This is a genomic window from Pseudomonas anguilliseptica, assembly GCF_900105355.1.
Classification (GTDB): Bacteria; Pseudomonadota; Gammaproteobacteria; order Pseudomonadales; family Pseudomonadaceae; genus Aquipseudomonas; species Aquipseudomonas anguilliseptica.
In genome coordinates, this window is sequence record NZ_FNSC01000001.1 from 1,462,040 (window position 1) to 1,476,928 (window position 14,889).

Annotated in this window: 14 protein-coding genes; 9 read left to right on the forward strand and 5 right to left on the reverse strand. The window is 63.6% G+C overall.

Annotated elements, in window-relative coordinates; genetic code table 11:
* Positions 1 to 7 precede the first annotated feature (7 nt).
* From BLW24_RS07175 to BLW24_RS07205, 7 genes are all read left to right on the forward strand, one after another.
* Entirely contained in the window at positions 8 to 880 is an 873-nt protein-coding gene (locus BLW24_RS07175; RefSeq protein WP_090378506.1) for a metal ABC transporter substrate-binding protein, read from the forward strand.
* Positions 877 to 1,284 (forward strand): phosphoribosyl-AMP cyclohydrolase, encoded by a 408-nt coding sequence (hisI, locus tag BLW24_RS07180; protein ID WP_208600147.1) that lies wholly within the window; start codon positions 877 to 879, stop codon positions 1,282 to 1,284. The genes BLW24_RS07175 and hisI overlap by 4 nt, the downstream gene beginning before the upstream one ends.
* Entirely contained in the window at positions 1,281 to 1,526 is a 246-nt protein-coding gene (gene yidD, locus BLW24_RS26145; RefSeq protein ID WP_208600148.1) for a membrane protein insertion efficiency factor YidD, read from the forward strand. Before hisI ends, yidD begins: the two co-directional genes overlap by 4 nt.
* Positions 1,519 to 2,859 (forward strand): dihydroorotase, encoded by a 1,341-nt coding sequence (locus BLW24_RS07190; RefSeq protein ID WP_090378512.1) that lies wholly within the window; start codon positions 1,519 to 1,521, stop codon positions 2,857 to 2,859. The genes yidD and BLW24_RS07190 overlap by 8 nt, the downstream gene beginning before the upstream one ends.
* Before the next feature lie 212 nt (positions 2,860 to 3,071).
* Positions 3,072 to 4,994 carry a threonine--tRNA ligase gene (thrS, locus tag BLW24_RS07195; RefSeq protein ID WP_090378515.1) on the forward strand — a complete coding sequence of 641 codons (1,923 nt, stop codon included), beginning with the start codon at positions 3,072 to 3,074 and terminating at the stop codon, positions 4,992 to 4,994.
* A 98-nt stretch (positions 4,995 to 5,092) separates the two neighbouring features.
* Positions 5,093 to 5,575 (forward strand): GNAT family N-acetyltransferase, encoded by a 483-nt coding sequence (locus BLW24_RS07200; RefSeq protein ID WP_090378518.1) that lies wholly within the window; start codon positions 5,093 to 5,095, stop codon positions 5,573 to 5,575.
* The gene (locus BLW24_RS07205) at positions 5,572 to 5,808 is read left to right on the forward strand and encodes a hypothetical protein (RefSeq protein WP_090378522.1); all 237 of its coding nucleotides are present in this window, start codon (positions 5,572 to 5,574) and stop codon (positions 5,806 to 5,808) included. The genes BLW24_RS07200 and BLW24_RS07205 overlap by 4 nt, the downstream gene beginning before the upstream one ends.
* Before the next feature lie 179 nt (positions 5,809 to 5,987).
* Here the strand turns inward: BLW24_RS07205 and BLW24_RS26955 are convergent, their stop codons facing one another.
* From BLW24_RS26955 to BLW24_RS07215, 3 genes are read right to left on the reverse strand one after another with little or no spacing between them, the layout of a single operon-like run.
* Complete coding sequence (locus BLW24_RS26955) at positions 5,988 to 6,992, reverse strand: DUF2207 family protein (RefSeq protein ID WP_338062050.1); 1,005 nt, start codon at positions 6,990 to 6,992, stop codon at positions 5,988 to 5,990.
* A 9-nt stretch (positions 6,993 to 7,001) separates the two neighbouring features.
* Positions 7,002 to 7,913 (reverse strand): DUF2207 domain-containing protein, encoded by a 912-nt coding sequence (locus BLW24_RS26960; protein ID WP_338062051.1) that lies wholly within the window; start codon positions 7,911 to 7,913, stop codon positions 7,002 to 7,004.
* Between the two features lies 1 nt (position 7,914).
* Positions 7,915 to 8,481, reverse strand: a complete 567-nt coding sequence (locus BLW24_RS07215; protein WP_090378525.1) for a LemA family protein — start codon at positions 8,479 to 8,481, stop codon at positions 7,915 to 7,917.
* Positions 8,482 to 8,841: 360 nt separating this feature from the next.
* Between BLW24_RS07215 and BLW24_RS07220 the strand changes: the two genes are divergently transcribed.
* On the forward strand, positions 8,842 to 10,716 hold the full coding sequence (locus tag BLW24_RS07220; protein ID WP_090378527.1) for a DUF294 nucleotidyltransferase-like domain-containing protein: 1,875 nt from the start codon (positions 8,842 to 8,844) through the stop codon (positions 10,714 to 10,716).
* Complete coding sequence (locus BLW24_RS07225) at positions 10,713 to 11,423, forward strand: 3'-5' exonuclease (RefSeq protein WP_208600149.1); 711 nt, start codon at positions 10,713 to 10,715, stop codon at positions 11,421 to 11,423. Before BLW24_RS07220 ends, BLW24_RS07225 begins: the two co-directional genes overlap by 4 nt.
* 120 nt (positions 11,424 to 11,543) lie before the next feature.
* On the opposite strand, the gene BLW24_RS07230 is transcribed toward BLW24_RS07225, so the two are convergent.
* Both BLW24_RS07230 and BLW24_RS07235 read right to left on the reverse strand, forming a co-directional pair.
* Positions 11,544 to 12,908 (reverse strand): phosphate ABC transporter substrate-binding/OmpA family protein, encoded by a 1,365-nt coding sequence (locus tag BLW24_RS07230; protein ID WP_420875032.1) that lies wholly within the window; start codon positions 12,906 to 12,908, stop codon positions 11,544 to 11,546.
* Between the two features lie 219 nt (positions 12,909 to 13,127).
* Positions 13,128 to 14,795, reverse strand: coding sequence for a BCCT family transporter (locus BLW24_RS07235; RefSeq protein ID WP_090378535.1), 1,668 nt, complete (start codon positions 14,793 to 14,795; stop codon positions 13,128 to 13,130).
* Between the last annotated feature and the right edge of the window lie 94 nt (positions 14,796 to 14,889).

The window sequence follows — 14,889 nt, forward strand, 5'->3', positions numbered from 1 at the left end:
ACCCACCATGCGCACCCTGATTGCCCTGCTGACCTTAAGTTTTGCCCTGTTCGCCCACGCTGAAGAGAAGCTCAAAGTTGTTACCAGCTTTAGCATTTTGGCCGATATTACCCAGCAAATTGCCGGAGATAAGCTCGAACTTCGCAATCTGGTCGGTGCCGATGCCGATGCGCATGTCTATCAGCCCAGCGCCGAGGATGCCAAAGCCGTGTTCGCCGCCGACCTGATTATCGCCAACGGCCTGGGCTTCGAGCCCTGGTTGGCGCGCCTGATCGACAGCAGCGAAGCGCCCGGCATGCGCATCGATGCCAGCACCGGTGTGCTGCCGCTGATGCTCGATGAGGACGGCCAGCAGGTGGCCGATCCGCATGCCTGGCAGAACCTGGCCAATGCCGAGATTTATGTACGCAACATCACCAGGGCGCTGAGCCAGCTCGACCCAGCCAACGCAGAGTTTTATACCTACCGCAGCGAGGCCTATATCAGCCAGATTCGCGCCCTGCTGAGTGAAGCCCGCGCCAGCCTGGGCCAGCTGCCGCCGGCACAGCGCACCATCATCACCAGCCATGACGCTTTCGCCTACCTGGGCCAGGCCTACAGCCTGAAATTTGTCGCGCCGCAGGGTTTGAGCACAGCCGATGAGCCCTCTGCCGCCGAAGTGGCCGCGCTGATCCGGCAGATTCGCGCCGACGGGGTAAAAGCCGTGTTCGTGGAGAACATCCGCGACCCGCGCCTGATCCAGCAGATCGCCAGCGAAGCCGGGGCCCAGGTCGGCGGTACCCTGTACTCCGATGCCCTGGCCAGCGAAGGGCCGGCCAGCACCTACCTGGGCATGTTCCAGCACAACCTCGACACCCTGCTGGCCGCGCTTAAACCATGAACCTGTGGCTGCAACTGGAACAGGCCAGGCTGGGCGACAGCCGCTCGCTAGCCGAGGTGCTGGACGCGATCCCCTGGAACGCCAATGGTCTGATTGCCGCCATCGCCCAGCAGCACGACTCAGGCGAGGTGCTGATGCTGGCCTGGATGAATCGGGCGGCATTGGAGGAAACCCTGAGCACGGGCCAGGTCTGCTACTGGTCGCGTTCGCGCCAGCAGCTGTGGCGCAAGGGCGAGACCAGCGGCCACCGCCAATGCCTGGTCGAGGCGCGCCTGGACTGCGACGGCGACGCCATTTTGCTGCTGGTAGAGCAACAGGGCCCGGCCTGCCACACCGGCCGGCCCAACTGCTTCTACAACGCCATCCGCAACGTGCAGGTGTGCGTGATCAGCGTGCCGCAATGAAACGCCTGCTGCTGAGCCTGGTGCGGCTCTACCAGTACCTGATCAGCCCATTGCTCGGCCCGCGCTGCCGCTTCCACCCCAGCTGTTCGCATTACGCCATCGACGCGCTGCAAACCCACGGCGCATGGCGCGGCAGTTGGCTGGCCGTGCGCCGCTTGTTGCGCTGCCATCCCTGGCATCCGGGCGGCTACGACCCGGTGCCGCCCATCCATCGCTGCAATCAGGAACATCCCCATGACTGATCTGCTGATCCGCAACGCCCGCCTGATCAACGAAGGCCGCGAATCCGATGCCGACCTGCTGGTGCGCCACGGCCGCATCGAAACCATCGCCAGCAGCCTGACCGGCATAAATGCCAAGGTTGAGATCGACGCCGCCGGCCAGTACCTGCTGCCGGGGATGATCGACGACCAGGTGCACTTCCGTGACCCCGGCGCGCCGCACAAGGGCAGCTTCGCCACGGAATCGCGCGCGGCGGTGGCCGGCGGCATCACCAGCGTGATGGACATGCCCAACACCAACCCGGCGACCCTGACCCTGGAAGCCTTGGAGGCCAAGGAGCGGCGTGCCGCCAGCTGCTCAAAAGCCAACTACGGTTTCCACTTCGGCGTCAGCCACGCAAACCTCGACATCGTCGCCGCCCTGCACCCTAACCGGGTGGCGGCGGTGAAGGTGTTTATGGGCGCCAGCACCGGCAATATGCTGGTCGATGACCTGCCCTCGCTGGAACGCCTGTTCCGTGATTGCCCGACCATTGTCCTGACCCACTGCGAATACACCCCACGCATCCGCGAGCGCGAATTGCTCTGGCACAACCGCTATGGCGAGCAGATTCCGCCCGATCAGCACCCGCTGATCCGCGATGCCGAGGCCTGCTACCAATCGTCCAGCCTGGCCGTCAGCCTGGCGCGGCGCTTCGATACCCAGCTGCATGTGCTGCACATCACCAGCGCCCGCGAGCTGAGCCTGTTCCAGCCAGGCCCCCTGGCCGGCAAGCAGATCACCGCCGAGGTCTGCGCCCATCACCTGTTCTTCGATGACCGCGACTACGCGGCGCTCGGCCACCTGATCAAGTGCAACCCGGCGATCAAGACCCAGGCCGACCGCGACGCCCTGCGTCAGGCCCTGCTGTGCGGGCGGCTGGACATTATCGGCACCGACCACGCGCCGCACACCCTGGAAGAAAAACAGCGCCCCTACCTGCAAGCCCCGTCTGGCCTACCCCTGGTGCAACACACCCTGCCGGCGCTGCTGGAACTAGTCGCCGACGGCCTGCTGCCCCTGACCACCCTGGTGGAGAAAACCAGCCATGCCGTGGCGCAGCGCTTTGCCATCGAGCAGCGCGGCTACCTGCGCGAAGGCTACTGGGCCGACCTGACCCTAGTCGAGCGCCTGCGCGAACCGCGCCCGGTGGAAGCCGACCCAACACTCGCCCACTGCGGCTGGACACCCTTCCAGGGCCGCGCCTTCCGCCATGCCGTGCGCACAACCATCGTCTCCGGCCAACTGGCCTGGCACAACGGTCAGGTGCATGACGAATGCGAGGGCTTGCCGCTGCGCTATCAGCGCCAATAACAACTGTAGGGTGGGTTAGCGGCGCCAAGCTACAAGCGAGCAGACACCGCCCTCGTGGCGCGCCGCGTAACCCACCGGGCGATCTCCCTGTGTTGCGCCGATGGTGGGTTACGCGGTGCACGGACTACGTGGTGGCCTCCATAGCTGCGCCTTTGCGCCGCTAACCCACCCTACGAATCTCACCTTTAACCGCCCCTGATTAGAGAACCGATATGCCCAGCATCACCCTGCCCGACGGCAGCCAGCGTCACTACTCCCAAGCCCTGAGCGTGGCCGAGGTGGCCGCCGATATCGGCCCAGGCCTGGCCAAAGCGGCATTGGCCGGCCGGCTGGATGGCCAGTTGGTGGACACCAGCGCGCTGATCGAAAACGACGCCCAGCTGAGCCTGATCACCGCCCGTGATCCCGAGGGCCTGGAGTTGCTGCGCCACTCCTGCGCACACCTGCTGGCCATGGCGGTCAAGCAACTGTACCCCAGCGCTCAGGTGACCATCGGCCCGGTGATCGAGGATGGATTTTTCTATGATTTTGCCTTCGAACGACCCTTTACCCCCGACGATCTCGAACGCATCGAAGCGCGCATGCACGAGCTGGCCGCTGCCGATCTGCCAGTCAGCCGTCGCCAACTGTCACGCGATCAAGCCATCGCCCACTTCGAGGCTCAGGCCGAGCACTACAAGGCCGAGCTGATCCGCGATATTGCCGTAGGCGAGGTGCTGTCGCTGTACCGTCAGGGCGACTTCGAAGACCTCTGCCGCGGCCCGCACATCCCGCGCACCGGTCTGCTGCAAGCGTTCAAACTGACCAAGGTGGCCGGTGCTTACTGGCGCGGCGACGCCAAAAATGCCGCACTACAACGCATCTACGGCACCTGCTGGGCTACGCCGAAAGAGCTCAAGGCCTACCTCACGCGCCTGGAAGAAGCCGGCAAGCGCGACCACCGCAAACTCGGCGCCCAGCTCGACCTGTTCCACTTCGACGACTGCGCCCCTGGCTCGGTGTTCTGGCACCCCAAAGGCTGGACCCTGTTCCAGCAGCTGATCGGCTACATGCGCCAGCAGCAAGACGCCGCCGGCTACGTCGAGGTCAACACCCCGGACGTGATGGACCGCAGCCTGTGGGAAACCTCCGGGCACTGGTTCAACTACCGCGAGGCCATGTTCACCACCAGCACCGAAGACGAACGGGTGTTCGCCCTCAAGCCGATGAACTGCCCCGGCGCGGTGGCGCTCTACGCCCGCGGCCTGAAAAGTTACCGCGACCTGCCGCTGCGCATGGCCGAGTTCGGCAAGGTGCACCGCTACGAGCCGTCCGGCGCCCTGCACGGCCTGCTGCGCGTGCGCCACTTCACCCAGGACGACGCACACATCTTCTGCACCGCCGCGCAGATGGAACAGGAGTGCGCCGACACCATCGCCCTGGTGTTCGCTATCTACCGCGATTTTGGTTTTAACGAAGTGGCGGTGAAACTCTCCACCCGCCCGGCCAACCGCATCGGCAGCGACGCCACCTGGGATCAACTCGAAGGCGCACTGTCCGGCGCGTTGCAACGGATGGGCATCGACTACCAACTCAACCCCGGCGAAGGCGCCTTCTACGGGCCCAAGCTGGAATTCGTCCTGCGCGACGCCATCGGCCGCGACTGGCAGTGCGGCACCTTGCAGGTCGACCTCAACCTGCCGGAGCGCTTCGACATCGGCTACATCAACGAGCATGGCGAGCGCGAGCGCCCGGTGATGCTGCACCGCGCCCTGTTCGGCTCGCTGGAACGCTTCACCGGCATTCTCATCGAGCACTACAGCGGCCTGTTCCGGCTGTGGCTGGCGCCGCAGCAGGCGGCCGTGCTGACCATCAGCGAGGGGCAGAACGACTACGCCCGCCAGGTGCTGTCCGCCCTCAAACGCGCCGGCCTGCGGGCAGCGGCGGACCTGCGCAACGAGAAGATCGGCTACAAGATCCGCGAAGCCACCCTGCAGAAAGTGCCCTACCTGCTGGTGATCGGCGAGCAGGAAAAGGCCGAGAGCCGCGTCACCCTGCGCAGCCGCGCCGGCGACAACCTCGGCAGTCTGGCGCTGGTCGAGCTGGTCGAGCGGCTGCGCACCGAGGCGCGTATGCCCGCTCAGCACGCGGACTGATCCGCCCAACGGCAAGGGTCCGGATAATGCACCGGGCCCTTGAGCCGCATACCGCTGCGACGGACAATCTCCTCACGCCCACCGCACGACACTCACCCATGCCACCGTCCCTGCGCCTACGCCCCTATCACGCCGATAACCTAACAGCATTGGTCGCGTTGTTTCAGGCCTCGGTCAATCAGCTGACCGCCCCGCACTACGGCGCCGCGCAGCGTCAGGCCTGGGCGCCCGAGATTGCGGATCTGACGGCCTGGCAGACACGTTTCGCCTCACTTGAACTGCTGATTGCCGACGATGACCAGACGATCGCCGGCTTTATCGGCTTTAGCCTGGATGGGCATATCGACCTGCTGTACTGCGCGCCCAGCCATGCCCGCCAAGGTGTCGCCAGCGCCTTGTATGCCGCTGCCGAACAACGCCTGCGGGAGGCTGGTGTGCACACGCTGCATACCGAAGCCAGCCTGGTGGCCCAGGCGTTTTTTGCCAGCCAGGGATTTTCTGTGCAGCAGGCACAGACGGTGACGCGCGGCGCTGTTATGTTGCCGCGCATGCTGATGGGCAAAACTCTGGAGCGGCGATGAACACCCTGACGATTATCGTGCTGACCGCCGTGGTGCTGGCAGCCTGCGCCCTGGCGCTGTGGAGCTGGCACAACCAGCGCAAGCTGGAAAAACTCGATGAGCGAATCAACCGGCAGAGCGAGTTGATCGCACAGCTCGACAGCGTGTTGGAAAACCCGCAGCTCAGCGAAGCCGAGCAGCTGGAAAAAAGCGAAGCCTTGCTGGCCAAGCTGCAGGAAACCCGCAAGCCCTAGTGTTGCTGATGCCATGTGTGGGAGGGGCTTTAGCCGCGACTACCGTTAATCGCGGCTACGACTGCATGGGTGCAGGAGGTGGCGCCGCGCCGGCTCCCGGCCGGCTTGCGGCATGCACCACATCCCTGTGGATTGTGAAGCAGGATGCCCGAGGCGAAAGCCCCTCCCACAAAAGCGCTCTACCAACCGCCGCCTCCGCCACCGCCGCCACCACCTGACGAACCGCCGCCGGATGAACCGCCGCCGCCCGAGGAACTGCTCGACGGTGGCGATGAAGCCAGTGCCGTGGCGCTGCTCAGGCCAGCAGCCAGAGCAGCGCTCATCGCCAGTGGTGTGCTGAATGAGCTGCGGCTGTGGTACCAGTCCGGTTGATAGTCACGCTGCGCCGGATCGATCAGGCCATTGGCCAATGCCGCGCTGAAACGCGCGCTCCACTTGTCCTCCACGCCGAGGGCCATGGCGTAAGGCAGGTGTTTTTCGTACAACGCAATGCTCATCGCCGGAGCATTGCCGGCCAGGGCCAGTGCGTCGCTTTCCGCCAGTTGCAAGTAGTCGCGGTAGCCTTCTAGCTGATCGAGCAAACGCCGCCCTTCAACCGATGGCGCCGGTAGCAGGTGATAGAACAGCACCACCACCAACACATATACGCAGAGCAGCAGCAAGGCTGGCACCGACGCCGCATCACTGAGCATCCACAAGCCAATCGGTACCGGCCAGACAAACATCAAGCCCGCCAGGCCCAGGCCGATCTGCTTGCCCAAACTGGGCTGGTTCCAGGCCATGTACAGCACAAACAGCGACGGCACGCCAAAGCCCAGGGTGAACACCACACCCGCCAGGCCGGCGGCCACATCGTCTTCGCCACGCGCGCCGGTCAGCACCATCACCAGGCAACCAACCACCGCCCAGATCAGGCCCCAGGTCCAGATGCCGCGGTTATTGCTGAACCAGGCCTTGCCCTGGGTTTGCAGTTGAGTGTGCAACCCGGCCACGGCATCGGCCAGGCGCGGCTCGTAGTCGCTGCCAATCTCCAGGGCGATACCTTCCTTGTTGGCCGGAAACAGGCGCTTGCGCAGGTCGCGATCACCCTCGCTAAAGTCGGCGCGCTCACCCGTGCCGCGGGCCAGGCTAAAACCGCCACCACGCGGTTTGTCTTCGAGATGCAGGTGCTTGCGTATGGCCATATCGGTGAGTCACACACTGAACGCCCGCGCATCCTGATAAGCCCCTTTGAAACCGCGATGCCAGAGGTAGCCGGCCTGCACCGCGCTCATGCCGCGCGGGGCTTCGAACAGAGGAATGATCAGACCTTTTTCCGGGTCACGGCCGACCCGGTCCCAGGCGCGCAGGTAAAAAATCACCAGACCGACCAGCAGCAGCGCACCCAGACACAGGCCAAGGTTATCCAACAGCACCGAGCCCAGGCGCTGCATTACACCCGGCCGCGCCACCAGGCCGGCTGGCCAATCCACGGCGACCGTCAGGCCGTGGTAGGCCGGCAAGGCTTGGCTGGTGGCCAGGCGCAGGTAGTCGTCACGCTGTTCGAGCACCTCATAGGCCTTGCCCTGCTCACCACCTGCCCCGGTATAGGCGGCCACATCACCGATCCGCGCACCCGGCGGCAGCTTGACCTCGACCGAGGCCTGAAGAATCGGGAACACCCACTGATTACCGGTGACGTTCCAATACAGCTCGTCGGTATTGCGGTGGTGCAACAGCTGGCGCTCAACCCGATAACGCAGCTCGTACTGATAGCGCCCTGACTGCAGCAGATGGTCGGCCGAGCCGAGGTAATAGCGTACCCAGCTGCCGTTCTGCTCGACCCGCACACGCTCCGCCTGGCCGTTTCGGCTCACCCCAAGCAGGGTGATCGGGCTGCTCAGCAACAGGCCCAGGGGCAAGCTGTAGCTGACCGGCAGATCGCGGTAGATCCCGCGCTTGATCTGCTCACCTTCGGCCTGCACGGTAATCCGCTCGGTCACCAGCAGGTTGCCGTCCGCCTGCACCTGCAGGGTCACGGCAAAGTCTTCAATCACCTCGGCTGCTGCAGCCCATAGCGGCAGCAGGCACAGGCTCAACAGGGCAAAACGCAGCACTCGCAGCATGTCAAAACTCCATTTTGGGCGATTGGGCGTCACGCGGGTCATCCAGGCTGAAGTACTCGGCCTGGGTAAAGGCAAAGGGCCGCGCCACCAGGTTGCTCGGCACCGACTCGACCAGCACATTCAACTCGCGCACCGCGCCGTTGTAATAACGCCGAGCCATCTGGATATGCTCCTCGACCTCGCTGATGTTGCGCTGCAGATCAAGGAACTGACCATCGGCCTTGAGCGCAGGATAATCCTCAATCAAGGCAAACAACTGGCGCAGCTGCGTACCCAGATGCGCCTCTACCGGGCCCCGCGCCCCCGGTGGCGAATCGGCCAGCTGCACCGCACGCGTACGCTCCTGCACCAGCGCCTGCAAGGCGCCCTGCTCGTAGCTCATGTACTGACGCACGCACTCGACCAGCGCCGGAATCAGGCTGGCGCGGCGCTTGAGCTGCACGTCGATACCACTCCACGCCTCGGCCACCCGTGCGCGGTTGAACACCAGGCGGTTGTAGTAATAAATCGTCAAACCAGCGAGCGCCAACAACAGCGCCAGCACCACCCAGAATACCGCCCCTTGCATAGCCACTCCTTGAGTCGCCGGTCATTAAAAACAGCGCTGTTTTAATTGCGGCTGGTGAGGTGATCAATCGTAGGTTGGCGTTGAGCGCAGCGAAGCCCAACAGACCGTGACCTTTCTTGTTGGGCTTCGTCGCGTTGCTCCTCAACGGAGCCCGCCCGACCCAACCTACCCGCCCAATCGCGGGCATGGCCAGCCCCTACAATGGGCCGAGCATTACGCACTCAGCATAGCCGTGGCGATCCAGCGAGCGGATCAACTTCACTCCCGCTCACACGCAGCGCCACACCCGGTAACGCCAGCAGGGCGGACAGCTCCCGGCAATCGCCGTATCCTCTAGTGCCAGCCACTACGAGGCACCCCATGCAGATCGAGTTACTGGAAATCCGCGATCACCTGCAGCGCTTCCCACCCTTCGATGCGCTGCCCGAGGACGACCTCGACGCCATCGCCCGGCAGGTCGAAGTCACCTACTTCAAAGCCGGCAGCGACATTCTGCTGTACGGCGCGGCGATTCACGAGCTGCACTATGTACGCAGCGGCGCGGTGGAAATCTACCGGCGCAATGGCGAGCTGTACAACCGCCTGAGCGAAGGCGACATCTTCGGCCAAGCCGGCCTGCTGCGCAGCAACAAGGTGCGCTTCCCGGCGCGCGCCATCGAAGACAGCCTGATCTACTTTATCCCCGCCACGCTGTTCGCCCAGCTCTGCGAAGAGCACGACGGCTTTGCTGAGTTCGTCGAGGCCGAAGGCCAGTCGCGGCTGAAATCCGCAGTGGAAAGCCAGGGCCAGGCCAGCGAGCTGATCCAGCTCAAGGTGCGCAAACTGATCTCGCGCCAGCCGGTCTGCGTCAGCCTGGATACGCCCGTGCAACAGGCTGCCCAGCTGATGACCGAACAGAGCGTGTCATCTCTGGTGATTGTCGACAGCAATACACCCGGCGCGGCGATGGTCGGCATCCTTACCGACCGCGACCTGCGCACCCGCGTGCTCGCTGCCGGGCTTGCAAGCAGCACAGCGGTCAGCCAGGTGATGACCCCCGAGCCCTTCACCGTGCAGGCCGATGACAGCGTGTTCGAGGCCATGCTGTGCATGCTGCGCCACAACATCCATCACCTGCCGGTGGTGCAGCGGCGCCGGCCGATTGGCCTGATCAACCTCAGCGACATCATCCGCTACGAGTCGCAGAGCAGCCTGTACCTGGCCAACTCGATCTTCAACCAGCCGAATGTCTCCGGCCTGCAGAGCCTGCTGGCGGACCTGCGCGGCACCTTCGTGCGCATGGTCAACGAGCAGGCCACCGCGCACATGGTCGGCAGCGCCATGGCCGGCATCGGCCGCGCCTTTACCCAGCGCCTGCTGGAACTGGCCGAACAGCAACTCGGCCCGCCGCCGGTGCCCTACTGCTTTATGGTCGCCGGCTCCATGGCCCGCGACGAACAGCTGCTGGTCACCGATCAGGACAACGCCCTGGTACTCGATGACCGCTTCGACCCGGCGCAGCACGACGCCTATTTCGCCGCCCTCGCCCAGTTCGTCAGCGACGGCCTGGCCGCCTGTGGCTACAGCTACTGCAAGGGCGGCATCATGGCCAGCAACGCCCAGTGGCGGCAGCCGCTGAGTGTCTGGCGCGGCTACTTCCAGCAGTGGATCGATAAACCCAAGCCGCAGACCCTGCTGCACAGCTGCATCTTCTTCGACCTCGACGGCGTGTATGGCGAGATCGAACTGGTGGAAAACCTCAAAGACCTGCTCGCGCAGAAGGCCAGCAGCAACCCGGCCTTCCTCGCTGCCCTGGCGCGCAACGCCCTCAACCGCACACCGCCGCTGGGCTTCTTCCGCACCTTTGTGATGGAAACCGACGGCCAGCAGAAAAACATCATCAACCTCAAGGGCCGTGGCACCGCGCCGCTCACCGACCTGATCCGCGTGCACGCCCTGGCCTGCGGCAGCAAGGCGCAGAACTCCCTGGAGCGCCTCGACGCCATCGGCAAAACCAAACTGCTGCAGCCCGAAGCCATCAGCCAGCTGCGCTACGCCCTGGAGTTTCTCAGCCTGGTACGCGCCCGCCACCAGGCCATGGCGGCGGCAGACGGTGCGCAACCGAACAACTACATCGAGCCGGAAAAAGTTTCCGCCAGTGATCGGCACAACCTCAAGGAAGCCTTTGGCGTGCTCAGCAACGCGCAGAAATTCCTGCGCTTCCGCTACCCCGCGCAGCCGGGCAAAAGCCTGTGACCGCGCCCGCCACGCCACTCGACTGGGCCGCGCGTTTTAGCGAACTCGCCGCCAGCGCGACCGACCCTCGCTTGCAAGCCTTCTACCAGGCCGGCTGCGTAACCGCCGACACCCCGCTGCAAGAGGTGCCGCTGCTGGCCCTGGACGTGGAAACCACCGGCCTGGATGCCAGCCAGCACGCCATCGTCAGCCTCGGCCTGCTGCCCTTCAGCCTGCAACGCATCCGCTGCGGCGCGGCGCGTTACTGGGTGGTCAAGCCGGCCAGCGAGCTGAGCGGCGAATCGGTGGCCTTCCACCACATCACCCACTCGGATATCCGCCATGCGCCGCGTTTGGGGCAGATCCTCGACGAACTGCTGACCGTCATGGCCGGCAAGGTGATGGTGGTGCACTACCGCAATATCGAGCGCAGCTTTCTCGACCAGGCGTTGCGTCAGCAACTCGGTGAGGGTTGGCAGTTCCCGGTGATCGACACCATGCAGCTGGAGGCGCGCCTGTATCCCAAGCGTCAGCCCGGCTGGCTGGGCCGCTTGTTGGGCCGGCAACCGCTGTCGATTCGTCTGGCTGACAGCCGCTCGCGCTACAACCTGCCGATGTACCAGGCACACCATGCGTTGACCGATGCGCTGGCGACTGCAGAGCTGCTGCAGGCGCAGGTGGCGACACGGTATTCGGTGGATACGCCGGTTGGGGCGTTATGGAGTTGAGACGAAGGATGTAGGCCCACTAAATCCAGCGCTTGGCGTTACACGCTGCCCAAGGCCACAGCCTGCGGCCCTGGGCAGAAGCGTTGTCCGTCAGCGCTGACTGCCAAGAGAAGACGTGGCTCAGTACACCCAGACCTCAACGCGGCGGTTCTTGATGCGCCCGCTTTCAATCTCATTGCTGGCCACAGGCAGAATCTGCCCGAGGCCTTCAACGTCTTGCACCGTCACACCGGCCTTGGACAGCTCACGCCGAACGGCCATGGCCCGCAGCTTGGACAGCAACAGCGCACGGGCCGGGTCTTCCTTGGCATCGCCAAAGCCAATGAGGCTGACACGGGCACTCAGCTTATTCTCGGCTTTCAGAAAGCTAACAATGCGCTGCACGTCCTGAATGGCCTTATTGTCCAACGTGGCATTCCCTTCATTGAAACGGAAGGTGACCGACAAGCGTTGTGCATTCTCGACCAGGTGTCGGTAACGCTCAGGCATGTCGGTGCTCACGTCGACCTTGATGGCGCTGACGGTTTGCGCCACAAAACCGTTGGCCGCCACGACCTGCTGCCCTTCCGGGCTTTGCGCAAACGCCACCAGAGCCCTGGCCCAGGGATTCTGCTCATCGGGCTTGAGGTAAAGGAATAACCGCCGCGACAACGGATAATCCTCACTGGCAACCAAGCCCAGCGTCGGCGCCATCGCCTCAGCCTGGCCATCCGCAATGGCCAGTGGCTTGGCCTTACCAACGTAGGCCAGCCCCACAAAACCGATGCTTTGAGGGGTTTGTGCGACATCGTCGGCAAGCACGCTGCTCACCGCATAACGCCCCGTATCAGTCCGCAACGTCATGCCCTGCGCCGCCAGCACGGCCGTGTTGAACGTGTCGAAGGTGCCTGAGTTGTCATCCATCGTCATCACACGGATTTCACCGCCGCTGCCACCCAGTTCTTCCCAGGTTTTAATCGACCCTGAAAATACTCCCGCCAACTGCGCGGAGGTCAGCTGATTCAACGCGTTGCGTGGATGCACAATGACGGCCACGCCATCAATGCCGATCACTTGCTCAGCCGATGCACTGCGCATATCACCTGCAGCAGCCAGCCGTTCAACTTCTTGATCCCTGATCGGACGAGAGGATGCAGCCACTTCAGCCCGTTGCTCAGCCAGCGCAGTAAAGCCTGCACTTGACCCCTGCGCGACCACCTCAACGTGCACCGCTTGGCCATTGGCCACCGGGCCTGTTATGCGTTTGAGATTGGCCTCGGGCATTGTTTGAATTTTGATATTTTTCAGCCCTTCACGCTGCATCAGCGCCTCCACCAGCGCGGGCGCCAGGGCGTCACCGATGGTGTTGGAACCCTCAATTCGAAGGGCATTTTGTCCCGCCGCGGGCAAGGGCAGTTGGGCATACGCATCAAGTGCAAACAGTTGTGCAAGGCAAAGCATCAGCATGCCGGCGAGAGACGCTTGCTTGCCAAGTGTTAAATTCATGAGGAAAGACCTGGAGCTTGAGGGTTTTAGATCCACTTTATTGTGACCCCTTGATGACCTTGCGATTCTGCAGACCTACATTTTAAGTAATAGACCTCACAGTCATTCATCTAAAAGGTAGCACAGCACGCACTAGTCACCGCGAGCGCGCTCCCACGTCAGAACCCTGCGCATAAAAAACGCGCCCGAAGGCGCGTTTGTGCAACGCATAAACACGGATCAGCGCGGTTCGCTCATCAAACCTTTGACGATCGAAATACAGCCCACCAACAGCACAATGGTAAAGGGCAAACCGGTCGACACCGCCATGGCCTGCAGGGCCACCAGCCCGCCACCTAGCAGCAAAGCAATGGCGATGATGCCCTCGATCACCACCCAGAACACCCGCTGCGGCACAGGCGCGTTGACCTTGCCGCCAGCGGTAATGGTGTCGATCACCAGCGAGCCAGAGTCCGACGAGGTGACGAAGAACACGATCACCAGCACGATGCCGATAAACGAGCTGATCTCCGCCAACGGCAGTTCCGCCAGCATGGCAAACAGCTTCAGCTCCAGCGCCGCGTCCTGCACGCCGGTAAAGCCATCGCCGACCAGCTGACTGATGCCAGTGCCACCAAACGCGGTCATCCACAACACCGAGACCAGCGACGGCACCAACAGCACGGCGATCAGAAACTCGCGCACGGTGCGGCCACGGCTGACGCGGGCGATAAACATGCCCACGAACGGCGACCAGCTGATCCACCAGGCCCAGTAGAAGGCCGTCCAGCCTTGACTGAAGTTGGCGTCTTCACGGGCAATCGGGTTGGACAGCGCCGGCAGGTGCTGCAGGTAAGCGCCGAGGTTATCGAAGAAGCCGGTTAGGATGGCCAGGGTCGGCCCGGCGATGATGACGAACAGCAGCAACAGAATGGCCAGGCCCATGTTCAGCTCGGACAGGCGTTTGACGCCCTTGTCCAACCCCGCCAGCACAGACACCAGGGCGATGGCGGTGATGCCGATAATCAGCAGTACCTTGCTCGCGTCCGTGGCGGCGATGCCGAACAGTTTATCCAGGCCGGCGGCTGCCTGTTCCGCACCGAGGCCGAGGGAGGTGGCCAGGCCAAACAGGGTGGCGAACACCGCGAGGATGTCGATGATATGCCCCGGCCAGCCCCACACGCGCTCACCGAGAATCGGGTAGAAGATCGAGCGGATCGACAGTGGCAGGCCCTTGTTGAAGGAGAACAGCGCCAGCGCCAAAGCGACGATGGCGTAGATCGCCCAGGGGTGCAGGCCCCAGTGGAAGATGGTCGCAGCCATGCCCAAACGCGCAGCGGCTTCGGCATCACCGGCAGCGCCAGCCAGAGGCGCCCAGTCGGTGCGTATGCCGTCTTCACCCACGCTGACCCCGCCCATGGCCGCCGAGAAGTGCGACATCGGCTCGGCCACGCCGTAGAACATCAGGCCGATACCCATACCGGCGGCGAACAGCATGGAGAACCAGCCGGTGTAGCTGTAGTCCGCGGAGGCATCCATACCGCCGAGGCGCACCTTGCCCAGCGGCGAGACGATCAGGCCGAGGCAGAGCAGCACGAAGATGTTGGCCGAGCCAAGGAAGAACCAGGCCAGGTGATGGGTGAGCCAGCCGCGCATGGCGCTGAACAACGGCTCTACATGGTTTTGCAAGGCCAGGGTCAGCACCACAAACAGCACGATGGTCAGTGCGGAAATGCTGAAGACTTTGCCGTGAATGTCGAGGGCGAAGGAGAACTGCCCTTTGATGTTGTCCTGACCGATGACGTAGTCAGTATCGATCAGATTTGCCTCGCCCGAGGGGGCGGGGATGCCGTCCAGGATTACCGCTTCTGGTTGCGGGATCGTGTCAGACGAAGGGTCTTTTCCCATATGGAATGCTCCTTTGGCGTGTGGCACGCATTACGCGCACGAGGACGGATTGCCCTACTCGTACAGCCGCCATCGCGGCGGCTGCGGGGCATAG